This window comes from Streptomyces sp. NPDC005151 (genome assembly GCF_053599875.1).
The window spans coordinates 270,777-290,512 of record NZ_JBSFYR010000001.1 but is presented as its reverse complement, the minus strand read 5'-3'; the positions used below and the strand labels follow the sequence as shown (position 1 = coordinate 290,512).

The window sequence follows — 19,736 nt, the reverse complement described above, 5'->3', positions numbered from 1 at the left end:
TCGAGGGCGACTGATATCTCGCATCGGAGGGGGCAGGCAGAGCAACGAACTTTTGACCTTGTGCGTGCGGGCAAAGCTCTCCTCTGTCGCTCCGCCGCGTGCCGGGAGGCAGAGCGGAATACTTTTGACCCTGCGTCCGCAGGCAGAGCACCGGACTTTTGGCACGCTGCTGCAGGCGCAGCACTTCCTGCTTCATCGCCCGCTGCCGACCCGACGCAACCCTGAGGGTCACACCTGGCCGGTCTTACATGGGCTCCACAGGCATGTCGGCCGACGGCCCGTCGGTCCGTAACACTCATATCGCGCCCGCTCACGCGGCCAGCAGCACCTCGGGCAGCTCCGATGCCTTGATCACCGGCGGTGGCACCCTGTCGGGCGGAAGCGCCGACGCCACCAGCCAGTACAGCCGCATCCCCTCGTCGCGGAGGTTCCGCGCCGCGTTCACATCCCGGTCGTGCACCGCACCGCATGCCGCGCACGTCCACTCGCGGACCGACACATCCAGCGACGGCCCCTTCGCGTGACAGCACGAGCACCGACGCGTCGACGGGAAGAAACGGTCCACGGTCACCAGGGTCCGCCCGTACCACGCGCACTTGTACCGCAGCTGCCGCAGCAACTCACCCCACGCCGCATCGCTGATCGACTCGTTCAGCCGGGACTTCCGTCGTCGGCCCGTCCCGACCGTCGTCCGCAGCAGATTCGCAATGGCCAGGTCTTCCACCACGAGCACTTGGTTCTCGCGCACGAGGCGGGTGGTCAACTGATCCAGCATGTCTCTGCGGACATCGCCGATGAGCGCGTACAGCCGAGCGATACGAACCCGGGCCTTACCCCGGTTCTTCGACCCCTTCTTCTTGCGGTGCAACCCCCGCTGCAACCGCGCCAACTCCTTTTCGTACTTGCGCAGCAGACGCGGGTGATCCACCTTCGTGCCGTCGTCCAGCGTCACGAGCGCCGCCAGCCCCAGGTCGATCCCCACGGCCTTCGGCTCCCGCCCGCCCGGCACGAAGACCACAGGCAAAGGTTCGATCCGTTCCTCGACCAGCACGGAGAGGAAGAACCGGCCAGCACGGTCACGCGTCACCGACAGCTTCACCGGCACCACACCCACCGGAAGCGGACGCGACCACCGCACATCCAACGGCGACGACTGCTTCGCCAGTGTCACCGCCCCCGTGCCCGGCCGCTCCGGATCCTCCACCCACCGGAAACCCGTCCGCACATACGTGGCGGCATCCCGCGAGCGATGCTTCTTCTTCCGCTTCGGGTACCGCGCCGACTTCTGGAAGAACCGCGAGAACGCCGCATCCAGATGCCGTAACGACTGCTGCAAAACCGTCGACGACACCTCCCGCAGCCACGAGGTCTCCGCCGCCTGCCGCCACCCCGTCAACGCCCGGCACGACTCCGCGAACCCCACTGAGACCCTGTGCCGCTCCCACGCATTGGCACGGAGAGTCAGGCCCTCGTTGTAGACCCACCGGCAGGCGCCAAAGGTCTTCTCCAGCTGCTCGGCCTGCGCCGGGCTCGGGTAGAAGCGGTAGCGGTACACCCGCTGCTGGGTGCCCGGCTCCTTGGTACGGCTCTTCAGCCGGGTCGACGCCCGGCCGTGATGCTTCCGGCGGTCGGGGATGCCGAGTGCCTCCCGCTTGACGCGCTTGGCCTCTTCCCCCGTGACACGTATGGGCTGGTCCGCCGAATCCACCATGTCCGCTCCCCCGGTCCGGCCGTCCGATAGTCGGAACAGCGCGTCAGTCCTCTTAACGCACGGATGGTCGAGTGGTCACGGGTGCGGAAGAACTTTGTGGATCAGGAGGTGGGCCGCTGTGTAGAGTGAGGGAACTTGCGCGCGCGGTTTCGCTGTGTGCGTTGCCGCCTTAGCTCAGTTGGCAGAGCAGGACCTTTGTAACGTTCAGGTCGTCGGTTCGATTCCGACAGGCGGCTCAAGCGGAACCCCAGCTCAGATGCGCTCTGAGCTGGGGTTCTTTTGTTCAGCGGACGCGGCGACGACGCCGGGAGCGGGCCGCGCGGGTGTCCGTAGTCTCAGTTGCGGCTTCGGGCGGGGCCCCATCTTCGGGCGGGGCCCCCATCGTGCCGGCGCTGGGCGCGGGAGATCCGGGCCCAGGCACCCGAAGCCATGGGGATGATCTGGGGTTCGAAACGCAACCCGCCACGGCGGGCCCCGGTGCTCTTCGAAGACCGCCTAGCGGACTGTGCGGACGGACCACTCGAAGCACTGCCGTACCGCAGCATCCCGGACCTCGGCTCCCCCGACGGCATCGAGGAGGCCAACCAGCTGCTGGAACCGTTCCGTTCGGCGATCAAGGAGCTGCTCCACCACTGATCCCGACACCGCAAGCCCACCTGGCCTGGTCAGCTACCGACCTGGGAGCGTTTTCTTGGGGAACGCTCCCAGGGCTCGTCGGCGGTGGCCGGGCTCGCGGGCTCCTGCTGTCCGTGGGCTGTCACGAACCGCGCGGGCGGCCGGACGTCGGCCATGCGCCGCTCCGGGCCGCGCCGCCGCAGCACGAGGTACCCGCAGAACGCGGCCGGGCCGAAGAAGATCTGCGCGGGCACGATCTGCGGAAGGTGTCCGGTGAGCGCCTCGACCGTGACGGGTGTCAGCGCCGGGACGAGCGCGCCGAACACGGCGACCAGCCCAAGAGCCCAGGTCAGCCCCGCTCGTCCGTACGCCTTGTAGGCCACGGTGGTGAAGAGGGCGTACACCAGGAGGTCGCCCATGCCCACGACGGCGCCGAACTCGCCGACGCGCAGCCCGGCCGACGGTGCGAAGGCGTAGCCCTGCACCGCGTCGAACAGCTTCTGGGTGAGGGGGACGACGGTGGCGAAGAACAGGTCGTACACGGCGAGCGCCAGCGCGAACCGGGAGACGTGCCGCAGCTTCAGGCCGCCCTGCGCGTTGAGGTTGGCGGCGCCGACCGCCATCAGCATGATGACCAGGCTGTTGACCAGCCAGTACGGCGTGGCATGGGTGGGATCGTCCTCGGCGCTGCGCGCGGCGAGCCAGTCGGCGACCAGCAGACCGGCGATGAGCGACCAGCGCACCGGTCCCCGGCGGACGGCCGGCCCGTAGCCGACTGCGAGACCACCGGCCAGGGTCAGCCCCAGCACGGGCGGCAGCAGCCAGCCCGGAAGAGAGAGATACAGGAAGGGCAGTAGGACGACGAAGCCCATCATGATGACAATGTCGTTGCCGTTGAACACGCCGACGGCCGGCCGGGGCAGGGTGACCCGCCGGAAGTAGGCGACCGAGGCGAGCGAGACGCCCAGGGTGACGGCGAGGGTCACGAGGACGAAGAACGCGCTCTGTGCGGCGGTCATGCGGCCCGCCCGGCGGAGGCGAAGCTGTTCTCGACCAGATCGCAGCGGTAGCGCCGCAGCTCACGTCCTTCTCCCGGTACGACGCTGACGGTGGCGTCGAGGCCGGCCTCGGCGAAGTGACGTGCGATGTCGCTCGTCTCCGGCACGGATGAGGCGGCCACCTCCACATGCAGCCGCCCGTCCACCACGTCGGCGCGGTGGCGCACGGGCCAGCACGCGCCGGGCAGCGCGTCGAGGACCTCGATGATCTCACGCGGGGTCACCGGGCCGTCCTGGGTGCGCAGCACATGGTCCGCCTTTCCGAGGATGTGCGAGGTCGCCGGCACGTTCGCCATCTCGCAGGTGAGCGGTGCGTCGGGCAACTGCCGCACCAGGTCTCGGGTGTCGTAGCGGAAGAGCGGCATGCACTCCCGGTACGGGAAGAAGGGAGTGGCGACGATCGTGCCGAGCGCTCCGGGTGCGGCCGGTGCCCCGGTGTCGAGGTCGCACACCTCCACGAGGCCGATGCCGGCGTCGATGTGAAGGTGCCGCTGTCGGCAGATCGCGCCGGCCACCGGTGTCACCTCGGTCATGCCGTAGCCGTCGTGGACGGGGGCGCCGAAGGTCTTTTCGGCGGCCTCCGCAAGGGTGGGCGAGAGCACTTCGCTGCCTACGTTGATGCGGCGCAGCCGGAAGTCCGCGGGGCCGAGTCCCCGTTCGCGGGCCAGGCGGGTCAGCTGTCCCAGATAGCTCGGGTAGGTGACCATCAGGGTCGGCGCCGATGGGTCGGTTCCCGCCATGAGGTCCAGTGTCTCGGCCGGTGGGACCAGGCCCACCATGCGGATCGCCGCCCCTGCCAGGCGGGCGACCTGCATCTCCGCGTACGCCGTGCCGGTCGCCCGGGAGCTGATGCTGAACTGGACCAGGTCGGTGGTACGGACGGTGCCGCGCAGCACCTGGGAGAGGGCGACGAGCGCGGGCCACAGGCGTTCCTCGTAGCGGGAGTACCAGACCTGGGTGGGACGGCCTGTCGTCCCGGTGGTCCGGGAAGCGAGGAAGGGTTCGCTGCACAGGAAGTCGCGGGCCCGCTCGACCAGGTCGGCCTTGGTGGTGACGGGCACGGCGGTGATGTTCTCGACGGTCAGTGCGGCCGGGTCGACTCCTGCTGCCGCGAAGTGGTCGGCGTAGAAGGGCGACTTGGCCGCGAGGCGTTTCGCGGTACGGCGCAGGGCCTTGTTCGTGAGGTCGGTACGCATCTGCGGGTCTGCGGCGGCGCCGCGCAGCAACTGTTCGACGTCCTCGCCGGGGGAGCCGAACTCGGCAAGTGTCGCCAGCGCGTCATCGACGAGCCTTTCGGCAGAGCGAACATTGATCGGACGGCCGAGCACCATGGCCAGCGCCATCCGGAACTGCCGTATCCCCGCGTCGAACATGGTCCTCCCCCGCCGTTCCGACCCCTCACTGTGCCGGGGTGGGCGGCCATGACCGCCCACCCCGTTCCTGCGTCAGCTGGGGCAGTTCGTGAACAGCACCGCAGCCAGGGAACCCATGACGTACTTCGTGTGCTTGAACGTGGAAACGATCGCGGACATACGAAAACCCCCTTGTATCGCTCAAACCTGAGCCCCCACCGGTCAGCGAAGGCACGCTGATCTTCAATTGGCGCAACGTCTGCTGTCAAGGAGTCGTCACACGATCAAGCTTCCGCCGCCAAACATTCAATCGGCCTGTTTCTAGGGCGAGTTCGCGCCACGGCGTGATCCGGAATCCGGGCCGCGGGCGCGGGGGCGCGAGGTCACCCGACAGGCTCTAAGGGAACCAGACCTAGATCACCTGAGCTTCCCAAGCTCAGAACGCGAGTTCGATTCTCGTCACCCGCTCCATGAAGCACTACCTCAAAGCCCCAGGCCGACGGCCTGGGGCTTTGTTGTCGCACAAGTCGAGGCCCCGTGTGCCCGTTCTGCGCCCAACGCGTCCATCGGCTTCTTCCGGTCGCCACCACCCCACGAGCACATATGTCAACTATGATAGTTGTTATATGCTTCAGCACATGGAGACGAAGACGTACACAACCATCGACCTGCGCAAGGGGATGGGCGAGATCCTGGACCGGACCCGGATCGCCGGTGAGGCCGCCGCCATCACCCGTAAGGGGAAGACGGTCGCCTACTTGGTGCCGGCCGAGTGGTTCGAGCAGATGGCCCGTCGGCGCCAGTCGCACGAGGACCGGCACGAGGCCGCCTGACCCATCCTCCATACCAAGGAGCCCGAACCATGCCCGCCCATGCACTCCACTTCGATGGGTACGAGGGGGAGCCCCTGCGGTTGCCACCCATGCCCGAACACACGCCTCAAGCACTCCGGTTGGCGATTCAGGAACACACTCCGCAACTCCTCCCGGACTTCGAGGCTCACTGGAAGCGCGTCATCGGCGACGCCTTCAACATCACCCCCGTGCCGGCCTTCATGCGCCTGTGGTGGACGCAGTACGCCATCGCGCGAAATCCCGTCCTCGACTCACACCTTCGCGACCTCGAAGCCCGCGCCGCCAAGTCCGAGGACCCCGAGGAGTCCATCCGGCTCCTGGAGGAGTACAGCCGCCTCCGGCACGAAGCCGCCGAGAGGAAGCCCGGAGAGTGATCGACGAACCACTCCGGCCGCCTTGGCAGATGGACTGGACGAAGCAGGCGCAGCACGACTTCCAGAACATGCCCGCCGAAGGCAGCGACCTGGTCATGAGTGCCCGTGCGGAACTGGTCACCGCCGAAGACCCGTACTTCCGGGGAATCGACGCCGATGCCACGCTCCCGCACTGGATGACCGTCCGGCCACTGGCCTCCACGAGCCCCGGCGGCCCCCACATCGTGGACCTGGCCGGCGGACGCGGCTGGCTCATCTATACGTTCATGCGCCGCCACGCCGACCCACAGATCGTCGTCACCGAAGCCTTCTGGGCCTGACGTCTGCGCCACCGCAGCGTCTGCACCACGGGCGGCTTCCGTTCCTGTCACCCGCTCCGGCAAAAACCTCAGGTTGATGACCTGTCGTCGACGTGCCCCATCCGTGCCCTTCGGAGCGGAGAACAGCGGTCACGTACGGCTCCCAGGGGACACAGACAACCATCCCACTCCCGACAACTGTGCAGGTCAGAGCCACCCCGTCCACTCAAGCACCCCTGATTCCCAAGCTCAGGGCTCGTCTACGCGACCGTTCACATGGAAGAGAAGCCACTCAAGCCAGTCCGCCGTGACTCCCAGAGACGAGGCCCAACCGTGCATGGAGCTGACGTAGGTGGCGTATCGGGTCGGCCAATTCCGAGTGCCGGCCGCCTTCCAGCTGGACCACCCGAGGGCGTTCAGCGAACGAAAGACCCGATCATCAAGGATCAAGGCCCGGTCACACGTGGCGTCGCGTTCGTCCACGGCCGCGAACCACTTCGTGAAGAAGGACCGGGTCAGGCGCCCTTCAGGTGTCGCATCAGGCGTTCGAAGTCCTGCTAGCCCGGCAGGTCCGACGGGTCGCCCGGCAGCGGGTAGTACAGCGCGGGGCGGGTCTTCGGGCCGAGCTGGACCGGGGGCTCGGACAGGGGGGTGCGGCGGGCGCGGTCGCCCGGCATCTCGCGGACCTCCTCGGCGCCCAGCACGAAGGCCAGGGTGGCTTCGTTGATCTCCAAGGACAGCGTTTGTCGACGGTTTCCGGAGGCAGTTGGTGATCAACCGGCTCTGGAATGTGGACGAGAAATGACGGCACTGCGTGGATGCGAACGTGGGGACGGCCAGCCGCCCGAAGGGCGGCTGGCCGTCGAGGCAGGTAGCGGCAGAGGTCAGTACCTGTCTGATCTCCGGTGGCCGGGTGAGAGAGTGCAGCCCCTTGATGTTCGCGCGGTTTCGACCGGCGTTTAATCACTTGACCCGGTCCGTACGGTGTTCGAGTGAAGGACATTCTGATCGACGAACTCCGCGCCGCGTATGACGCCCAACTCCGTGGTGTCACCCCGTCTGGCGGCAGCGCCCGCATGGAGAAGGACGGCCCGTTGACCCGTGTCGTCGGTTGGCACCGTGGCTTCGTCACGGGCCCACGCGACCTCGGTGTGTGCGGGGCAGAACTCGACACGCTCATAGCGCGGCAGCGTGACTTCTACGCTGCCCGTGGTGAGGCGGTCGAATGGAAGACTCGCGCCCATGATCTCCCCGCCGACCTCACTGACCGACTCACGGCGGCCGGCTTCGTCGCCGAGGACAGCGAGACCGTGCTCATCGGGCAGTCCGCAGACCTTGCCGCAGACCCCGTCCTGCCCGACGGCGTGACCCTCCGCCGTGTCACCGCCAGATCAGACCTCCAGCGCATCGCCGCTATGGAGAGCGCCGTCTGGGGCGAGAATTGGGGTTGGCTCGCCGACGACCTGGCCGCCCGGATCGAGAACGCCCCAGAAAACACCATCGTACTCGTCGCCGAGGCACGCACCGAAGTCGTCTGCGCCGCCTGGCTGGTGTTCAAGGACGGCGTCGACTTCGGCGGCCTCTGGGGCGGCTCAACGCTCAAGGAATGGCGCGGACAGGGCATCTACCGGGCCATGGTCGCCCACCGAGCCCAACTCGCTGCCGCCCGCGATGTCCCCTACGTCTACGTCGACGCCTCAGCCGACAGCGCCCCGATCCTCACCCGCCTTGGCCTGCACGCGGTCACCACGACGACACCGTATGTCTGGTCGCCCTGAGCTCAGCCGGCCTTGGCAGGCTCTTCGGCTCGTGCGCGGGTGCTGGCGAGGCGGTAGGAGTCGGTGCCGGTTTCGATGATGGTGCCGTTGAAGGTGAGGCGGTCGACGATGGCCGCGCAGAGGCGGGGGTCGGTGAAGGTCTTGGTCCAGCCGCCGAAGGACTCGTTGGATGCGATGGCGACGCTGTTCTTCTCCTCACGCTCGGTCAGAACCTGGAAGAGGAGTTCAGCGCCGCGGCGGTCGAGTTCCATGTAGCCCAGCTCATCGATGCAGAGAAGGTCGACGCGTCCGTAGCGGGCGATGGTCTTGTTGAGCTGCTTCTCGTCGGCGGCCTCGACCAGTTCGTTCACCAGTTTCGTGGCGAGCGTGTAGCGGACGCGGTAGCCCTTCATTGCGGCCTCGGTGCCCAGAGCGATGAGCATTCGGGACAGGACCCTTCGATCGCGGCCACCAGCTTCTCCGCCAGGCCAGTACGTCTGCAGAGCATCCACCCAGTGGTAGATGTACTCGTCGCACTCTCCCTCGGGCGAGCGCAGACGATCCAGCGGAATCTGGCACAGCTGCGTCATCCTCTTCTGGTCACGGCACACGATCGCCAGCCAGAACACCGTCAGCCAGTTTCCCGCGTCGGCGAACGAACGCTGCCCGATGGCCGGGAGAGTCCGCATCTCGCGATTGATACGGCACTCGACGGTCCCCTCGGTCGCCCCCGTCACGGCGAACAGCGCCGACCCCACCCGCATTGCGGAGACAACCGCTTCCCACGTTTCCAGCTTCGCGGCCTGCGGATCGACCGTGCAACGCGCCTCCACGTGGAGGAGAGCGGTACGGAACGCGGAGTCGATCACGGTCGGCGACGATTCGAGGCGGGCGATCGAGCCGGCCTGGCTCTCACCGAGAGCCTCGGCCCAGCGCGCGGAGTTGGGTCCTGCCTCACCATGCCGGGGAACAACAATCGCCACGGCGTGCTTCGTTCAGATCACTCTGGGGATTTCGGTGTTGCTGATGCCTTTGACGCCTTTGGTCATGTTATCGATTTTGGAGAGGACTGCGCCGGCGCCTTTGGCGATGTAGGTCATGGGGTCGATGACCTTGCCGGCGTCGGCTGCGGCGCCGCCTGCGCCGCCTGCGCCGCCGCAGCCGACGGTGGTCAGAACGAACGTGTCCCGGGCGAACAGGGCAGTGGGCGCAATCACGTGGGCCGTGGATCCGCGGGAGCCCAGGGCCTCAGGTCGGGTTGGCCAGTCGCCTGACCACGTCGGCGTTCGGCGCCTCGGTCAGGGAGCCGGGCACGACGTGGCTGCTCTTCGTGGGGTCCGACTCCTGGATCATCTCTGCCAGGGCGGCGGTCGGTGCAACCCCGCGGGCCTTTGCGTCGTGGAGCTTCCTGGCCCATCTGGCGCCCTTGTTGAATACCTCATCGCCGCCCGCCTTCCGGACTTCCCACCCGGCGGCATCGTCCTCGTCGTTCGCCCATACGTAGCCGATCACCTGACCGTCCCTGTCCGAGACCGTGAGGTACTGAACGGGCTTGTGGGTCAGTGGGCTGTAGCGCGGCGGCCCTCCGGGCGCCACGTTGAACAACAGATCCTCGTTCAAGCGCGGATTGGGCCGCTGTTCCCTGCTCATGGTTGCCATGCTCGCTTACGTGACGAATGTTTTTCAGTGCCGTCCCGCCAGCCGGTCCGCCACCTGGGCGATCGGGTCGGTGGTGGCTCCGGCCGAGGTGAGTTCGCGGCGGTCCGCGGTGCGGTAGGCCGCGTACATGCCGTGGACGCCGATCCAGCGGAAGGGTTCCGGCTCCCAGCGCCGGACCTTGTGGTTGACCCAGGGGAGGGTGGTCAGGCCGGTGGGGCCCGACTGGCCGGAGTCCTGCTGGATCAGGTCGCGCAGGGTGCGGGCGGCGAGGTTGGTGGTGGCGACGCCGGAGCCGACGTAGCCGCCGGCCCAGCCGAGTCCGGTGGAGCGGTCGAGGGTGACCGTGGCGCACCAGTCGCGGGGGACGCCGAGGACGCCGGACCAGGCGTGGTCGATGCGGGCGCCCGCGGTGGTGGGGAAGAAGCGGACCAGGATCTCGCGGAGGGCCTCGATGGTGGCGGGCTGGGTGCGTCCGTCGTTGTCGGTGCCGGAGCCGAAGCGGTACGGGACGCCCCGGCCGCCGAGTGCGATGCGGTCGTCGGCGGTGCGCTGGGCGTACATGTAGGCGTGGGCCATGTCGCCGAGCGTCTCGCGGCCGTCCCAGCCGATGGTGTCCCAGACCGACTTCGGGAGCGGTTCGGTGGCGATCATCGAGGAGTTCATCGGGAGCCAGGTGCGCTTCTGGCCCTTGAGGTTGGCCGTGAAGCCCTCGGTGCAGCGCAGGATGTATGGGGCGCGGACGGTGCCGTACGGGGTGTGGGCGTGCTTGGGTTTGATCTCGGTGACGGGGGTCGACTCGTGGATGGTGACGCCGAGCGCCTCGACGGCGTCGGCGAGCCCCTTGACGAGTTTGACCGGGTGCAGGCGGGCGCCGTGCGGCGTCCAGGAGGAGCCGACGGCTCCGGTGACGCGGATGCGTTCGGCGGTCTCGCGGGCGCCGCGCAGGACCCGGCCGGTCTCGCCGAAGGCGATCTCGACGGAGTGGAAGTCCTTGAGGCGGGCCAGCTGGGCCGGTGTGTAGGCCACTTCGAGGACGCCGCCCTGGTGGATGTCGGCGTCGATGTTCTCTTCGGCGGCGACGCGTACGACCTCGTCGACGGTGTCGTTCATTGCCTTCTGGAGGCGGACGGCGGCGTCGTGGCCGTGGAGTTTCGCGTAGCGGTCGCGGCCTGCGATGCCGTTGTAGAGCCAGCCGCCGTTGCGGCCGGAGGCGCCGTAACCGCAGAACTTCGCTTCGAGGACGGTGATGTTCAGGAAGGGGACGGCCTTCTTGAGGTAGTACGCCGTCCAGAGTCCGGTGTATCCGCCGCCGACGATGCAGACGTCTGTGGTGGTGTCGCCGGGCAGGGGCTCGCGCGGGACGGGCGTGCCTTGGTCCGCGTACCAGAACGATATTCCGCCGTTGACCGTGCTGACGGTGCTCATGTTGCCCCTGCTTGTCCGTGTGAAGCCGAGTTCTTGTGCGACGGGACGTTACTGCGCGGGGGCGGTTTCGTCCTCCCCCGGGCGAGCGGATAGCAGGCGAGACCGATGAGGACGGCGGTGATGTGGCCGAGGTCGGTGAAGGTGGGGCCGGTGATGAGGGGGATGCCGTAGATGACGAGGACGGCGAAGAGGTACGCGTACCGCCAGGGCCGGGGGACGTGGTACGTGAGGACGGCGACGACGCCCGCGAGTGCGTAACTGACCCCGACGTCCAAGGTGTTGACCGCGGACGTGGGTGCCTGTCCGTGGCGGACGGCCCAGGCGAGGATGCCCTCGCTGACGAGGGTGGCCAGGATGTGGGCGAGTGCGGCAACCGCCAGCCAGCGCAGCGTGCCCAGCCGGCGTTCGGCGGGGGCGTGGAAGACCGTGAAGAGGAAGGCGTACGGGAGCCACTTGCCGCTGTCGATCCAGAAGGCGCTGGAGATGAGGACACGTACCGGGTCGCGGACGAGCTCGTGGATGTTGGTCGAGTGCTGACGCAGGAAGTCCTCCTCGAAGTCGGGGGACATCTGATGTACCACGACCGTGGTGACGAAGAGGGTCGCCAGCCAGATGTACGTGCCGGGCGCGCTCCGGATCCAGAAGCGGACGGCGCGCAGGGTGCGCGTCGGGAGGGGGAGCGGGTTCGTGGGCGGGGCCGGGCTGCTGGGGGGCATAACCGATTGACGCACGGGCCTACGATCGGGTGCGTGATTGACATTCCGGACGCGCTGATCGCCACCCGGTCCAAGTACAACGGCGAGACCGGGCGGACGTTCGTGGCCGCGCTCCCGGGGCTCGCGGACCGGTTCCTGGGCGAGTGGGGGCTGCGGCTGGACGGGGAGAGCCGCTTGGGGCCGGAGCAGGCGGAGATCGCCCGGCAGCTGCTGGGCCGGGGATAGCGGGAAGCCGGTGGGCGGGGCGGCTGCTTACGCTGCTCCCATGATTCGTACCGCTACTGCTGCCGATATCCCTGTCATCCATTCCATGGTCCGCGAACTCGCCGAGTACGAGAAGGCGCTCCACGAGGCGAACGCCACCGAGGAGCAGCTGCACGAGGCGTTGTTCGGCGAGCGGCCCGCCGCGTATGCGCACATCGCCGAGTCGGACGAGGACGGGGAGATCGTGGGCTTCGCGCTCTGGTTCCTGAACTTCTCGACGTGGCGCGGGGTGCACGGCATCTACCTGGAGGACCTGTACGTACGCCCCGACCGGCGCGGCGGCGGGCACGGCAAGGCGCTGCTGACGGAGCTGGCGCGGATCTGTGTGGCGCGGGGGTACGAGCGTCTGGAGTGGTCGGTGCTGAACTGGAACGCCCCGTCCATCGCGTTCTACGAGTCGCTGGGTGCGCGCCCGCAGGACGAGTGGACGGTGTACCGGCTGACGGACGGGGCGCTGGCGGAGCTCGGCGGCTGACCGAGGCCCTGGGGGACGAGGACGACCTTGCCCATCGTGCCGCGCGTCTCCAGGGCGCGGTGGGCGGCCGCCTCGGTGAGCGGGAAGCGCTGGACGGCGGGACGCAGGCGGCCCGCGGGGGCGTTGTCAGTGGCGTGGGTCACGATGGGGCCATGGCACGTAACAGCAGGAGTGGTGGCGGGAAGGACGCCGTGGCGGCGGCGCGACGGCCGGAGGTGCGGTTGCCGCCGCTCGTTCCGTACGACGGGGTGGGGCTGGAGCCGGACGGGGACTACGACGGTGTGCGGTTCGAGGGGACGGACCTCGCGGACGAGTCGGGTCCGGGCGCCCGGTTCATGGACTGTGCGCTGGAGGGATGCGCGCTCGATCGTACGGAGCTGATCAGGGCCCGCTTCATCGACTCGGTCCTGACGGGGGTGCGGGGGGTGGGCACCGATCTCGCGGGGGCGTCGCTGCGTGATGTGGAGGTGGTGGACGCACGGCTGGGCGGGGTGCAGCTGCACGGCGCGGTGCTGGAGCGGGTCCATGTGCGCGGCGGGAAGATCGACTATCTGAACCTGCGCACGGCACGGCTGAAGGACGTGGTCTTCGAGGGCTGCGTGCTGTCCGAGCCGGACTTCGGGGACGCGCAGCTGGTGCGGGTGGAGTTCCGGGACTGTGTGCTGAAGCGGGCCGACTTCAGTTCCGTACGGATGGAGTCGGTTGACCTGCGGACGGCCGCCGAGCTGGACATCGCCCGTGGGGTGGAGCGGCTGGCGGGGGCGGTGATCAGCCCGGTGCAGCTGATGGAACTGGCCCCGGCGTTCGCGGCGCAGATCGGGGTGCGGGTGGAGGCGTAGGGAGTGTCCGGCGGATCATGGCCGGGGCCGCGGCCGCCGGACACCCCCAGCCGGTTTCCCCGGATTCGCTCGTCAGACCCGGGGGAAGCGGGCCTGGAGGTCCCAGATCACGGGGTTGTCGGCGAGTCCCTCGTGCATGTCGGCGAGGTCCGCGATCAGGTCGTGCAGGAAGTCGCGGGCCTCGCGGCGCAGCAGGGAGTGGCTGAAGGTGAGGGGGGGCTCGTCGCCGGGCATCCAGTCGGCTTCGACATCGACCCAGCCGAAGCGGCGCTCGAAGAGCATCCGGTCGGACGACTCGGTGAAGTCCAGCTCGGCGAACTGCCGCCGGTGCGAGCGGCTGCCGCGGGGGTCCTGGTCGATCTGCTCGACGATGTCGCAGAGCGCCCAGGCGAAGTCGAGCACGGGCACCCATCCCCAGGCTGTGGATACCTCGCGGTCCGCCTTGGTGTCCGCGAGGTAGACGTCCCCGGAGAACAGGTCGTGCCGCAGGGCGTGGACGTCCGCGCGGCGGTAGTCGGTCTGCGGGGGATCGGGGAAGCGTCGGGAGAGGGAGTAGCCGATGTCGAGCACAGTTCGATGGTGTCATGCCCGGGGGTGCGTCGATGCCGGAGCGGTGGGGTGCCCCACGCGCCCCCGGGACCGCGGGCGCGTGGCGCTGCGGCGGTCCTCGCCGCAGGCGGCCCGGCTCACGGCAGCAGCCGTTGCTCCTTCGCCACGGCCACGGCGCCCGCGCGGGTGTCGACGCCGAGTTTGTCGTAGATGCGGCCCAGGTGCGTCTTGACCGTGGCCTCGCTGATGAACAGGGCCCGGGCGATGTCCCGGTTGCCCAGGCCCTGGGACAGCTGGCCCAGGATGTCGCGTTCGCGGTCGGTGAGCGTCGGCAGGGGGCTGCGCATGCGGGCCATGACACGGCTGGCGACCGGTGGGGAGAGCGTGGTGCGGCCCTGGGACGCCGAGCGGACACGCGGAGCGGCGCGGGTTCGCGGAGATCGCGGCGCTGCTGCGGAACCGGGAACCGAGGTGAGCATCCACCGATCCGCCAAACCGACATTCCGCACATAGGATCATCTGTGTGCGCCCCACCGCTCTGATCCTGGCCCTCGCCACGACCACCGTCGTCTCCCTCGGCACCGCCTGCTCCGTCGGGACCGGCGGTGTGGAGGGCACCCCCGGCGCAGCCGGTCTGCGCGACCCGTACTTCCCGAAGGCCGGCAACGGCGGGTACGACGTCACCCATTACGACCTCACCTTCGACGTCGACCCGGCCGCCCAGCACCTGCGCGGCACTGCCGTGATCACCGCGCGCGCCACCCAGGACCTCAGCGCCTTCAATCTCGACCTGGCCGGGCTGACTGTCGAGTCCGCGCAGGTCGAGGGCCGCCCGGCCGCCGTCAACCGGGCGGCCCACGAACTGACGCTGCGCCCCGATGCCGAGGTGGAGAGCCATCTCCACAAGGGCAGGACGTTCCGTACGGTCGTCCGCTACTCCGGTTCCCCGCTGACCCTCACCGACCCGGACAAGTCGAAGGAGGGCTGGCTGAGGACGGCGGACGGATCGGTGGCGCTCGGTGAGCCGGTCGGGGCGATGGCCTGGTTCCCCGGCAACAACCATCCGAGCGACAAGGCGTCCTACGACCTCACGGTCACCGTTCCCAAGGGCCTGACCGCCGTGTCCAACGGCGAGCTGACGTCCCGTAGGGCCTCCGGTGGCACCACCACGTTCCACTGGCACGCTGCCGCGCCCATGGCGACCTATCTCGCGACGCTCGCCATCGGGCACTTCGACACGAAGGCGTCGACGACCCCCGACGGCATCAAGGTGTTCACGGCCGTGGACCCGAAGTCGGCGGCGGCGAGCGCCCGGACCCTGGCCCGGATCCCCGAGGTCGTGCGGTGGGAGGCCGAGCGCTTCGGCCCGTATCCGTTCTCCTCGACCGGGGCGATCATCGACCGCGCGAACGACGCCGGGTATGCGCTGGAGAGCCAGAACCGTCCGTTCTTCCCCGGCCCGCCGGACGTCGGGCTCCTCGTCCACGAGATGTCCCACCAGTGGTTCGGGGACTCCGTCACGCCCGAGAGCTGGCGGGACATGTGGCTCAACGAGGGCTTCGCGACGTACGCGGAGTGGCTGTGGCAGGCGGACAAGGAGGGCGTCCCCGTCAAGGACAGCTTCGACCGCGCCTTCGCGAGCGATGCCAACTGGGCGTTCCCGCCGGCCGATCCGCCGACGGCCGCGGACATCTCGCAGGCACCGGTGTACGGGCGCGGGGCGATGGTGATCCACAAAATCCGGCAGGCGGTGGGCGACGACGAGCGGTTCTTCGCCCTCGTCAGGGGCTGGACGAAGGCGCACCGGCACGGCAACGCGTCGACGGCCGACTTCACCGCCTATGTGGAGAAGACGACCGGCCTGGATCTGACGGACCTGTGGAACACCTGGCTGTACGGCAGGAGCCGGCCCGCCACGGAGGGCTGACCGGCTCCGGGAACCCCAGAGGCAGGGGCTACTTCACGTTGACGCCGGACCAGGCGGCGGCCACCGCCGCGTACTCCGCGCTGCTCGCTCCGTACAGGTCCGTCGCCGCCTGCAGGGTCGCGACGCGCGCCCCGGCGTAATTGGTGGTCGACGTCATGTAGGTGGAGAGGGCCTTGTACCAGATCTTGTAGGCCTTGACCCGGCCGATCCCGGTGACCGTGGAGTTGTTGGAGGTCGGCGAGTCGTACGAGACCCCGTTGACCGTCTTCGCGCCGCTGCCCTCGGACAGCAGGTAGAAGAAGTGGTTGGCGACCCCGGACGAGTAGTGGACGTCGAGGCGGCCGACGGTCTTCGACCAGGAGTCGGCGGAGGAGCCGTCCTTGCTCGGCTTGTCCATGTAGCGCAGCGGGGTGCCGTTGCCCCTGATGTCGATCTTCTCGCCGATGAGGTAGTCGCCGACGTCGCTGCTGTTGGCGGCGTAGAACTCGACCGAGGTGCCGAAGATGTCGCTGGTCGCCTCGTTGAGACCGCCCGACTCGCGGCTGTAGTTCAGACCGGCGGTGGACGCGGTCAGACCGTGGCTCATCTCGTGCCCGGCGACGTCCAGCGAGGTGAGCGGCTTGAGGTTGCCCGAGCCGTCGCCGTACGTCATGCAGAAGCAGCTGTCGGACCAGAAGGCGTTGACGTACGCGTTGCCGTAGTGGACCCGCGAGTAGGCGGCCCTGCCGTCGCCCGCGATGCCGTTGCGCGACAGCTCGTTCTGGTAGAAGTCCCACGTCACGGCCGCGCCGTAGTGGGCGTCGACGGCGGCGGTCTGACGGTTGGTCGCGAGACCGTTGCCCCAGATGTCGTCGGCGTCGGTGAAGAGGGTCCCGGTGCCGGTGGTGCCGCCGTTCAGGTCGTACGTGTTGTGCCCGCCGCGACCACCGTCGGTCAGGTTGAAGGCGGACCCGGCGGCCGTGGTGCCGACCGTCACCGTGCCGCTGTACTGGCTGGTGCCGGACCCGGTGTCGATGCCCTCGTACGAGTAGAGCTCCTTGCCGGTGGTGGCGTCCGTGATGACGTGACGCTCGCTGGGCGTCCCGTCGTGCTGGGTGCCCTTGACCACGTTCTCGAACGCAAGCGTGGGCTTGCCGGTGGCGGCCCAGATCACCTTCCGGCCAGTGGACTTGGCGCTGGTCCCGGCCTCCGTCGACGCCACGGCTATCTTGGCGTTCGTGGCCTTGGAGACCCCCTTGAAGGAGCCGTCCTTCCGGGTGTGGGTGACCAGGTCGCCGCCGAGGACGGGCAGGCCGTCGTAGGTGCGCTCGTAGCGGGTGTGGACGGTGCCGTCGGCGTCCTTGACGACATCGCGGACGACGAGCTTCTCCTTGCCGCCCAGCTGGATCTTCTCGGCGGTCGTGGCGGCCCCGGCCTGGGCTTCCTTGATGGCCGTGGCCCGCTGGGAGGCGCTGGTCGGCAGGGCGGTGGCCCCGGACGCGCGGTCCGGGGCCGCACCGGCCGAACCTGCTTGTACGCCGACGACGACCATGGCGGCGGTGGCGGCAAGAGCGGCGGCACGCAGAGTGGTTCTCACTCGTTCTCCTTCAATCGGTCAGAAGCACCGTGACGGGGTGTGCGGTGAGAGTGGCACCGGTGCGCCCAATTTTGGCAGGGGCGTGTCAATGATTTGACCTGATCTTGTCCGTCAGTGAGGAAGCGTCATCCGATATGCGTACTAAGGCCGTCGGTGCGTAGGGGATGGATGACGGATGGCTGACGGCAGGGCAGACGGACGGGAGCCCCTGGCCGAAAAGCATCGGCCGGGGGCTCCCGGGGTGCGGCCCCTCAGGGGCCTACGTGGCTACATGCCTACGTGCTGCGTGCTGCGTGCTGCGTCAGAGGTTGACGCCGAAGTCCTGCGCGATGCCGCGCAGACCCGAAGCGTATCCCTGGCCCACCGCGCGGAACTTCCACTCCGCGCCGTTGCGGTACAGCTCGCCGAAGACCATCGCGGTCTCGGTGGCGGCGTCCTCACTCAGGTCGTAGCGGGCGATCTCGGCGCCGCCGGCCTGGTTGAGGATGCGGATGAACGCGTTGCGCACCTGGCCGAAGTTCTGGCTGCGCGTCTCGGCGTCGTAGATGGAGACCGGGAAGACGATCTTGTCGACGTCGGCAGGGAGGCCCGCCAGGTTGACGTTGATCTGCTCGTCGTCGCCCTCGCCCTGGCCCGTGACGTTGTCACCGGTGTGGACGATGGTCTGGTCCGGCGTCGACTTGTTGTTGAAGAAGACGAAGTGGCCGTCGGAGACGACCTTCCCCGTCGCGTTCACCGCGATCGCCGAGGCGTCGAGGTCGAAGTCGGTGCCGGTGGTGGTACGGACGTCCCAGCCGAGGCCGACCGTGACGGCGGTCAGGCCCGGGGCCTCCTTGGTGAGCGAGACGTTGCCGCCCTTGGACAGGCTTACTGCCATGGGAAGTCCCTTTCATCGTCGTGTGCGGGCTTCATGCGTTCACGAAGCTACCGTCACCCGTCATAACGCAGGCGGAGGACCGAGAGGTTCCTGGTCTCTTTGCTTTCTTTACCGAATGCGCAGCCGGGCCGACGGGCGGGTGCGGCAAAAAGAAGGTGACGAACGGGTCCCCGGCCAGGGAACATGGGTGTCATGTCCGGGCCCTATGTCATCCGCGGTTCGGTCTCCCTGCCGGAGGCCGAACTCATGTGGCGTTTCTCGCGGTCCTCCGGGCCCGGCGGTCAGCACGTCAACACCAGCGACTCCCAGGTGGAGCTGCGCTTCGACCTCGCAGCGACCGAGTCGCTTTCCGAGGTGTGGAAGGAGCGGGCGCTCCAGCGGCTGGAGAGCCGGCTGGTGGGCGGCGTGGTCACCGTACGGGCGTCGGAGCACCGCTCCCAGTGGCGCAACCGCGAGACCGCACTCGTCCGCCTCGCCGCCCTGCTGGCCGAAGCCACCGCGCCGCCCCCCAAGCCGCGCCGCAAGACCAGGATCCCGCGCGGGATCAACGAACGGCGGCTGCGCGAGAAGAAGCAGCGCGGCGACACGAAGCGCGGCCGCTCCGGCCGCGACTGGTAGGCGGCGCCCGCGGCCGCACTGGTAGGCGGCGTCCGCGGCCGCTCCGGCGGTGGCGGGCGGACCGCACCCGCGATCCGTTCCGGCCCCGACCGGCGGGCTGACCGCACCCGCGATCCGTTCCGGCCCCGACCGGCGGGCTGACCGCACCCGCGATCCGTTCCGGCCCCGACCGGCGGGCGCCGGCGACTCCGGGTCAGCTCAGCTGCCGGTAGCGCCCCCGGAAGTACGTCAGCGGCCCGCCGTCCGCGCTCGGCAGCGCCGCGCTCACCACCCGCCCGATCACCAGCGTGTGGTCGCCCGCGAGCACCCGCTGCTCCGTGCGGCACTCCAGAGTGGCGAGGGCGCCGCCGATCAGAGGTGCGGCGGACACCTCTCCCCGTACATAGGGGATGTCGTCGAACAGCAGCCGATCGCTGATCCGGCCCTTCATCGCGAACCGTCCCGCGACGTGCCGCTGGCTCTCCGCGAGCACGGAGACCGCCCACAACGGCTGCTCGTCCAGCAGGTCGTCCATCCGGGAGCCGTTGCGCAGGCTCACCAGGACCAGGGGCGGGTCCAGTGACACGGACATGAAGGCGGTTGCCGTCATCCCCACGTCCTCGCCGCGCCCGTTCTCGTCGAGCGGCGGCTCCTGGGCGGTGATCAGGACCACGCCTGCGGCCAGCCGGGCGAGGGCGCCGCGGAACTCCTCGTTGCTCACCCCTTCAGGATGGGGGATGGGCTCGGATCGCGGGGTGGGGGGTTTCGTCTGCAACACACCGGCACGCTAACCGTTGCCCGCGCGCGGTCGC

General features: G+C 68.8%; 24 protein-coding genes, 2 tRNA genes and 2 pseudogenes. 12 read left to right on the top strand and 16 right to left on the bottom strand.

The genetic code is table 11. From position 1 onward, the window contains the following. Positions 1-310: 310 nt before the first annotated feature. Complete coding sequence (locus ACWD6R_RS01495) at positions 311-1,711, bottom strand: RNA-guided endonuclease InsQ/TnpB family protein (RefSeq protein WP_451816810.1); 1,401 nt, start codon at positions 1,709-1,711, stop codon at positions 311-313. A gap of 163 nt (positions 1,712-1,874) precedes the next feature. Here ACWD6R_RS01495 and ACWD6R_RS01490 point away from each other — a divergent pair. Both ACWD6R_RS01490 and ACWD6R_RS01485 read left to right on the top strand, forming a co-directional pair. After that, a tRNA-Thr gene (locus tag ACWD6R_RS01490) sits at positions 1,875-1,947 on the top strand. Between the two features lie 241 nt (positions 1,948-2,188). After that, positions 2,189-2,347 (top strand): hypothetical protein, encoded by a 159-nt coding sequence (locus ACWD6R_RS01485; protein ID WP_451816809.1) that lies wholly within the window; start codon positions 2,189-2,191, stop codon positions 2,345-2,347. Positions 2,348-2,376: 29 nt separating this feature from the next. On the opposite strand, the gene ACWD6R_RS01480 is transcribed toward ACWD6R_RS01485, so the two are convergent. Both ACWD6R_RS01480 and ACWD6R_RS01475 read right to left on the bottom strand, forming a co-directional pair. Further along, complete coding sequence (locus tag ACWD6R_RS01480; protein WP_451816808.1) at positions 2,377-3,345, bottom strand: hypothetical protein; 969 nt, start codon at positions 3,343-3,345, stop codon at positions 2,377-2,379. Next, positions 3,342-4,757: a phenylacetate--CoA ligase family protein gene (locus ACWD6R_RS01475; RefSeq protein WP_451816807.1), complete on the bottom strand. Its 1,416-nt coding sequence runs from the start codon at positions 4,755-4,757 to the stop codon at positions 3,342-3,344. Before ACWD6R_RS01475 ends, ACWD6R_RS01480 begins: the two co-directional genes overlap by 4 nt. Positions 4,758-5,099: 342 nt before the next feature. On the opposite strand from ACWD6R_RS01475, the gene ACWD6R_RS01470 reads away from it, so the two are divergent. From ACWD6R_RS01470 to ACWD6R_RS01455, 4 genes are all read left to right on the top strand, one after another. Beyond that, positions 5,100-5,207 (top strand) — tRNA-Gly (locus ACWD6R_RS01470). A 167-nt stretch (positions 5,208-5,374) separates the two neighbouring features. Next, positions 5,375-5,569 carry a type II toxin-antitoxin system Phd/YefM family antitoxin gene (locus ACWD6R_RS01465; RefSeq protein WP_451816806.1) on the top strand — a complete coding sequence of 65 codons (195 nt, stop codon included), beginning with the start codon at positions 5,375-5,377 and terminating at the stop codon, positions 5,567-5,569. 29 nt (positions 5,570-5,598) lie between these two features. Next, a complete protein-coding gene (locus tag ACWD6R_RS01460; RefSeq protein ID WP_451816805.1) occupies positions 5,599-5,964 on the top strand; it encodes a hypothetical protein in 366 nt (121 codons plus the stop codon). Further along, complete coding sequence (locus tag ACWD6R_RS01455) at positions 5,961-6,284, top strand: hypothetical protein (protein WP_451816804.1); 324 nt, start codon at positions 5,961-5,963, stop codon at positions 6,282-6,284. Before ACWD6R_RS01460 ends, ACWD6R_RS01455 begins: the two co-directional genes overlap by 4 nt. A gap of 228 nt (positions 6,285-6,512) precedes the next feature. Here the strand turns inward: ACWD6R_RS01455 and ACWD6R_RS01450 are convergent, their stop codons facing one another. Together ACWD6R_RS01450 and ACWD6R_RS01445 are read right to left on the bottom strand one after the other, a co-directional pair. Beyond that, entirely contained in the window at positions 6,513-6,782 is a 270-nt protein-coding gene (locus ACWD6R_RS01450) for an 8-oxoguanine DNA glycosylase OGG fold protein (RefSeq protein WP_451816834.1), read from the bottom strand. Between the two features lie 38 nt (positions 6,783-6,820). After that, the gene (locus tag ACWD6R_RS01445) at positions 6,821-7,003 is read right to left on the bottom strand and encodes a DUF6177 family protein (protein WP_451816833.1); all 183 of its coding nucleotides are present in this window, start codon (positions 7,001-7,003) and stop codon (positions 6,821-6,823) included. Positions 7,004-7,255: 252 nt separating this feature from the next. On the opposite strand from ACWD6R_RS01445, the gene ACWD6R_RS01440 reads away from it, so the two are divergent. Continuing rightward, on the top strand, positions 7,256-8,041 hold the full coding sequence (locus tag ACWD6R_RS01440; protein WP_451816803.1) for a GNAT family N-acetyltransferase: 786 nt from the start codon (positions 7,256-7,258) through the stop codon (positions 8,039-8,041). A gap of 2 nt (positions 8,042-8,043) precedes the next feature. On the opposite strand, the gene ACWD6R_RS01435 is transcribed toward ACWD6R_RS01440, so the two are convergent. Genes ACWD6R_RS01435 through ACWD6R_RS01415 form a run of 5 tightly spaced genes read right to left on the bottom strand, consistent with a single transcriptional unit; the run spans position 8,044 to position 11,820 of the window. Continuing rightward, positions 8,044-9,003 carry an Imm49 family immunity protein gene (locus ACWD6R_RS01435; RefSeq protein WP_451816802.1) on the bottom strand — a complete coding sequence of 320 codons (960 nt, stop codon included), beginning with the start codon at positions 9,001-9,003 and terminating at the stop codon, positions 8,044-8,046. 12 nt (positions 9,004-9,015) lie between these two features. Next, positions 9,016-9,237 (bottom strand): hypothetical protein, encoded by a 222-nt coding sequence (locus tag ACWD6R_RS01430; RefSeq protein WP_451816801.1) that lies wholly within the window; start codon positions 9,235-9,237, stop codon positions 9,016-9,018. A 31-nt stretch (positions 9,238-9,268) separates the two neighbouring features. Then, the gene (locus ACWD6R_RS01425) at positions 9,269-9,670 is read right to left on the bottom strand and encodes a hypothetical protein (protein WP_451816800.1); all 402 of its coding nucleotides are present in this window, start codon (positions 9,668-9,670) and stop codon (positions 9,269-9,271) included. 33 nt (positions 9,671-9,703) lie between these two features. Then, positions 9,704-11,104: an NAD(P)/FAD-dependent oxidoreductase gene (locus ACWD6R_RS01420; protein ID WP_451816799.1), complete on the bottom strand. Its 1,401-nt coding sequence runs from the start codon at positions 11,102-11,104 to the stop codon at positions 9,704-9,706. Continuing rightward, positions 11,101-11,820 carry a rhomboid-like protein gene (locus ACWD6R_RS01415; RefSeq protein WP_451816798.1) on the bottom strand — a complete coding sequence of 240 codons (720 nt, stop codon included), beginning with the start codon at positions 11,818-11,820 and terminating at the stop codon, positions 11,101-11,103. Before ACWD6R_RS01415 ends, ACWD6R_RS01420 begins: the two co-directional genes overlap by 4 nt. A 33-nt stretch (positions 11,821-11,853) precedes the next feature. Between ACWD6R_RS01415 and ACWD6R_RS01410 the strand changes: the two genes are divergently transcribed. Together ACWD6R_RS01410 and ACWD6R_RS01405 are read left to right on the top strand one after the other, a co-directional pair. Then, entirely contained in the window at positions 11,854-12,045 is a 192-nt protein-coding gene (locus ACWD6R_RS01410; protein ID WP_451816797.1) for a hypothetical protein, read from the top strand. Between the two features lie 40 nt (positions 12,046-12,085). Beyond that, positions 12,086-12,559, top strand: a complete 474-nt coding sequence (locus ACWD6R_RS01405; RefSeq protein WP_451816796.1) for an N-acetyltransferase family protein — start codon at positions 12,086-12,088, stop codon at positions 12,557-12,559. A gap of 11 nt (positions 12,560-12,570) precedes the next feature. Here the strand turns inward: ACWD6R_RS01405 and ACWD6R_RS01400 are convergent. Continuing rightward, a pseudogene (locus ACWD6R_RS01400) lies at positions 12,571-12,684 on the bottom strand (zinc-binding dehydrogenase); the annotation flags it as partial. A gap of 27 nt (positions 12,685-12,711) precedes the next feature. Between ACWD6R_RS01400 and ACWD6R_RS01395 the strand changes: the two are divergent. Then, entirely contained in the window at positions 12,712-13,398 is a 687-nt protein-coding gene (locus tag ACWD6R_RS01395) for a pentapeptide repeat-containing protein (RefSeq protein WP_451816795.1), read from the top strand. A 72-nt stretch (positions 13,399-13,470) separates the two neighbouring features. Here the strand turns inward: ACWD6R_RS01395 and ACWD6R_RS01390 are convergent, their stop codons facing one another. Both ACWD6R_RS01390 and ACWD6R_RS01385 read right to left on the bottom strand, forming a co-directional pair. Continuing rightward, positions 13,471-13,968 carry a hypothetical protein gene (locus tag ACWD6R_RS01390; protein WP_037692856.1) on the bottom strand — a complete coding sequence of 166 codons (498 nt, stop codon included), beginning with the start codon at positions 13,966-13,968 and terminating at the stop codon, positions 13,471-13,473. Between the two features lie 116 nt (positions 13,969-14,084). Continuing rightward, positions 14,085-14,360: pseudogene (locus ACWD6R_RS01385) on the bottom strand (response regulator transcription factor); the annotation flags it as partial. 110 nt (positions 14,361-14,470) lie between these two features. Between ACWD6R_RS01385 and ACWD6R_RS01380 the strand changes: the two are divergent. Continuing rightward, positions 14,471-15,874 carry a M1 family metallopeptidase gene (locus tag ACWD6R_RS01380; RefSeq protein WP_451816794.1) on the top strand — a complete coding sequence of 468 codons (1,404 nt, stop codon included), beginning with the start codon at positions 14,471-14,473 and terminating at the stop codon, positions 15,872-15,874. A gap of 28 nt (positions 15,875-15,902) precedes the next feature. Here the strand turns inward: ACWD6R_RS01380 and ACWD6R_RS01375 are convergent, their stop codons facing one another. Beyond that, on the bottom strand, positions 15,903-17,405 hold the full coding sequence (locus tag ACWD6R_RS01375; protein ID WP_451816832.1) for a M4 family metallopeptidase: 1,503 nt from the start codon (positions 17,403-17,405) through the stop codon (positions 15,903-15,905). Between the two features lie 346 nt (positions 17,406-17,751). Beyond that, entirely contained in the window at positions 17,752-18,327 is a 576-nt protein-coding gene (locus ACWD6R_RS01370) for a TerD family protein (protein ID WP_451816793.1), read from the bottom strand. A gap of 192 nt (positions 18,328-18,519) precedes the next feature. On the opposite strand from ACWD6R_RS01370, the gene arfB reads away from it, so the two are divergent. After that, positions 18,520-18,945: an alternative ribosome rescue aminoacyl-tRNA hydrolase ArfB gene (gene arfB / locus ACWD6R_RS01365; protein ID WP_451816792.1), complete on the top strand. Its 426-nt coding sequence runs from the start codon at positions 18,520-18,522 to the stop codon at positions 18,943-18,945. 193 nt (positions 18,946-19,138) lie between these two features. Here the strand turns inward: arfB and ACWD6R_RS01360 are convergent, their stop codons facing one another. Next, the gene (locus ACWD6R_RS01360) at positions 19,139-19,645 is read right to left on the bottom strand and encodes a flavin reductase family protein (RefSeq protein ID WP_451816791.1); all 507 of its coding nucleotides are present in this window, start codon (positions 19,643-19,645) and stop codon (positions 19,139-19,141) included. Between the last annotated feature and the right edge of the window lie 91 nt (positions 19,646-19,736).

Bases quoted from the DNA above. Each gene is read 5' to 3' on its own strand.
- ACWD6R_RS01495 (WP_451816810.1), bottom strand. From the start codon at position 1,711: ATGGTGGATTCGGCGGACCAGCCCATACGTGTCACGGGGGAAGAGGCC.
- ACWD6R_RS01480 (WP_451816808.1), bottom strand. From the start codon at position 3,345: ATGACCGCCGCACAGAGCGCGTTCTTCGTCCTCGTGACCCTCGCCGTC.
- ACWD6R_RS01475 (WP_451816807.1), bottom strand. From the start codon at position 4,757: ATGTTCGACGCGGGGATACGGCAGTTCCGGATGGCGCTGGCCATGGTG.
- ACWD6R_RS01465 (WP_451816806.1), top strand. From the start codon at position 5,375: ATGGAGACGAAGACGTACACAACCATCGACCTGCGCAAGGGGATGGGC.
- ACWD6R_RS01460 (WP_451816805.1), top strand. From the start codon at position 5,599: ATGCCCGCCCATGCACTCCACTTCGATGGGTACGAGGGGGAGCCCCTG.
- ACWD6R_RS01425 (WP_451816800.1), bottom strand. From the start codon at position 9,670: ATGAGCAGGGAACAGCGGCCCAATCCGCGCTTGAACGAGGATCTGTTG.
- ACWD6R_RS01420 (WP_451816799.1), bottom strand. From the start codon at position 11,104: ATGAGCACCGTCAGCACGGTCAACGGCGGAATATCGTTCTGGTACGCG.
- ACWD6R_RS01415 (WP_451816798.1), bottom strand. From the start codon at position 11,820: ATGCCCCCCAGCAGCCCGGCCCCGCCCACGAACCCGCTCCCCCTCCCG.
- ACWD6R_RS01405 (WP_451816796.1), top strand. From the start codon at position 12,086: ATGATTCGTACCGCTACTGCTGCCGATATCCCTGTCATCCATTCCATG.
- ACWD6R_RS01395 (WP_451816795.1), top strand. From the start codon at position 12,712: ATGGCACGTAACAGCAGGAGTGGTGGCGGGAAGGACGCCGTGGCGGCG.
- ACWD6R_RS01375 (WP_451816832.1), bottom strand. From the start codon at position 17,405: ATGGTCGTCGTCGGCGTACAAGCAGGTTCGGCCGGTGCGGCCCCGGAC.
- ACWD6R_RS01370 (WP_451816793.1), bottom strand. From the start codon at position 18,327: ATGGCAGTAAGCCTGTCCAAGGGCGGCAACGTCTCGCTCACCAAGGAG.
- arfB (WP_451816792.1), top strand. From the start codon at position 18,520: ATGTCCGGGCCCTATGTCATCCGCGGTTCGGTCTCCCTGCCGGAGGCC.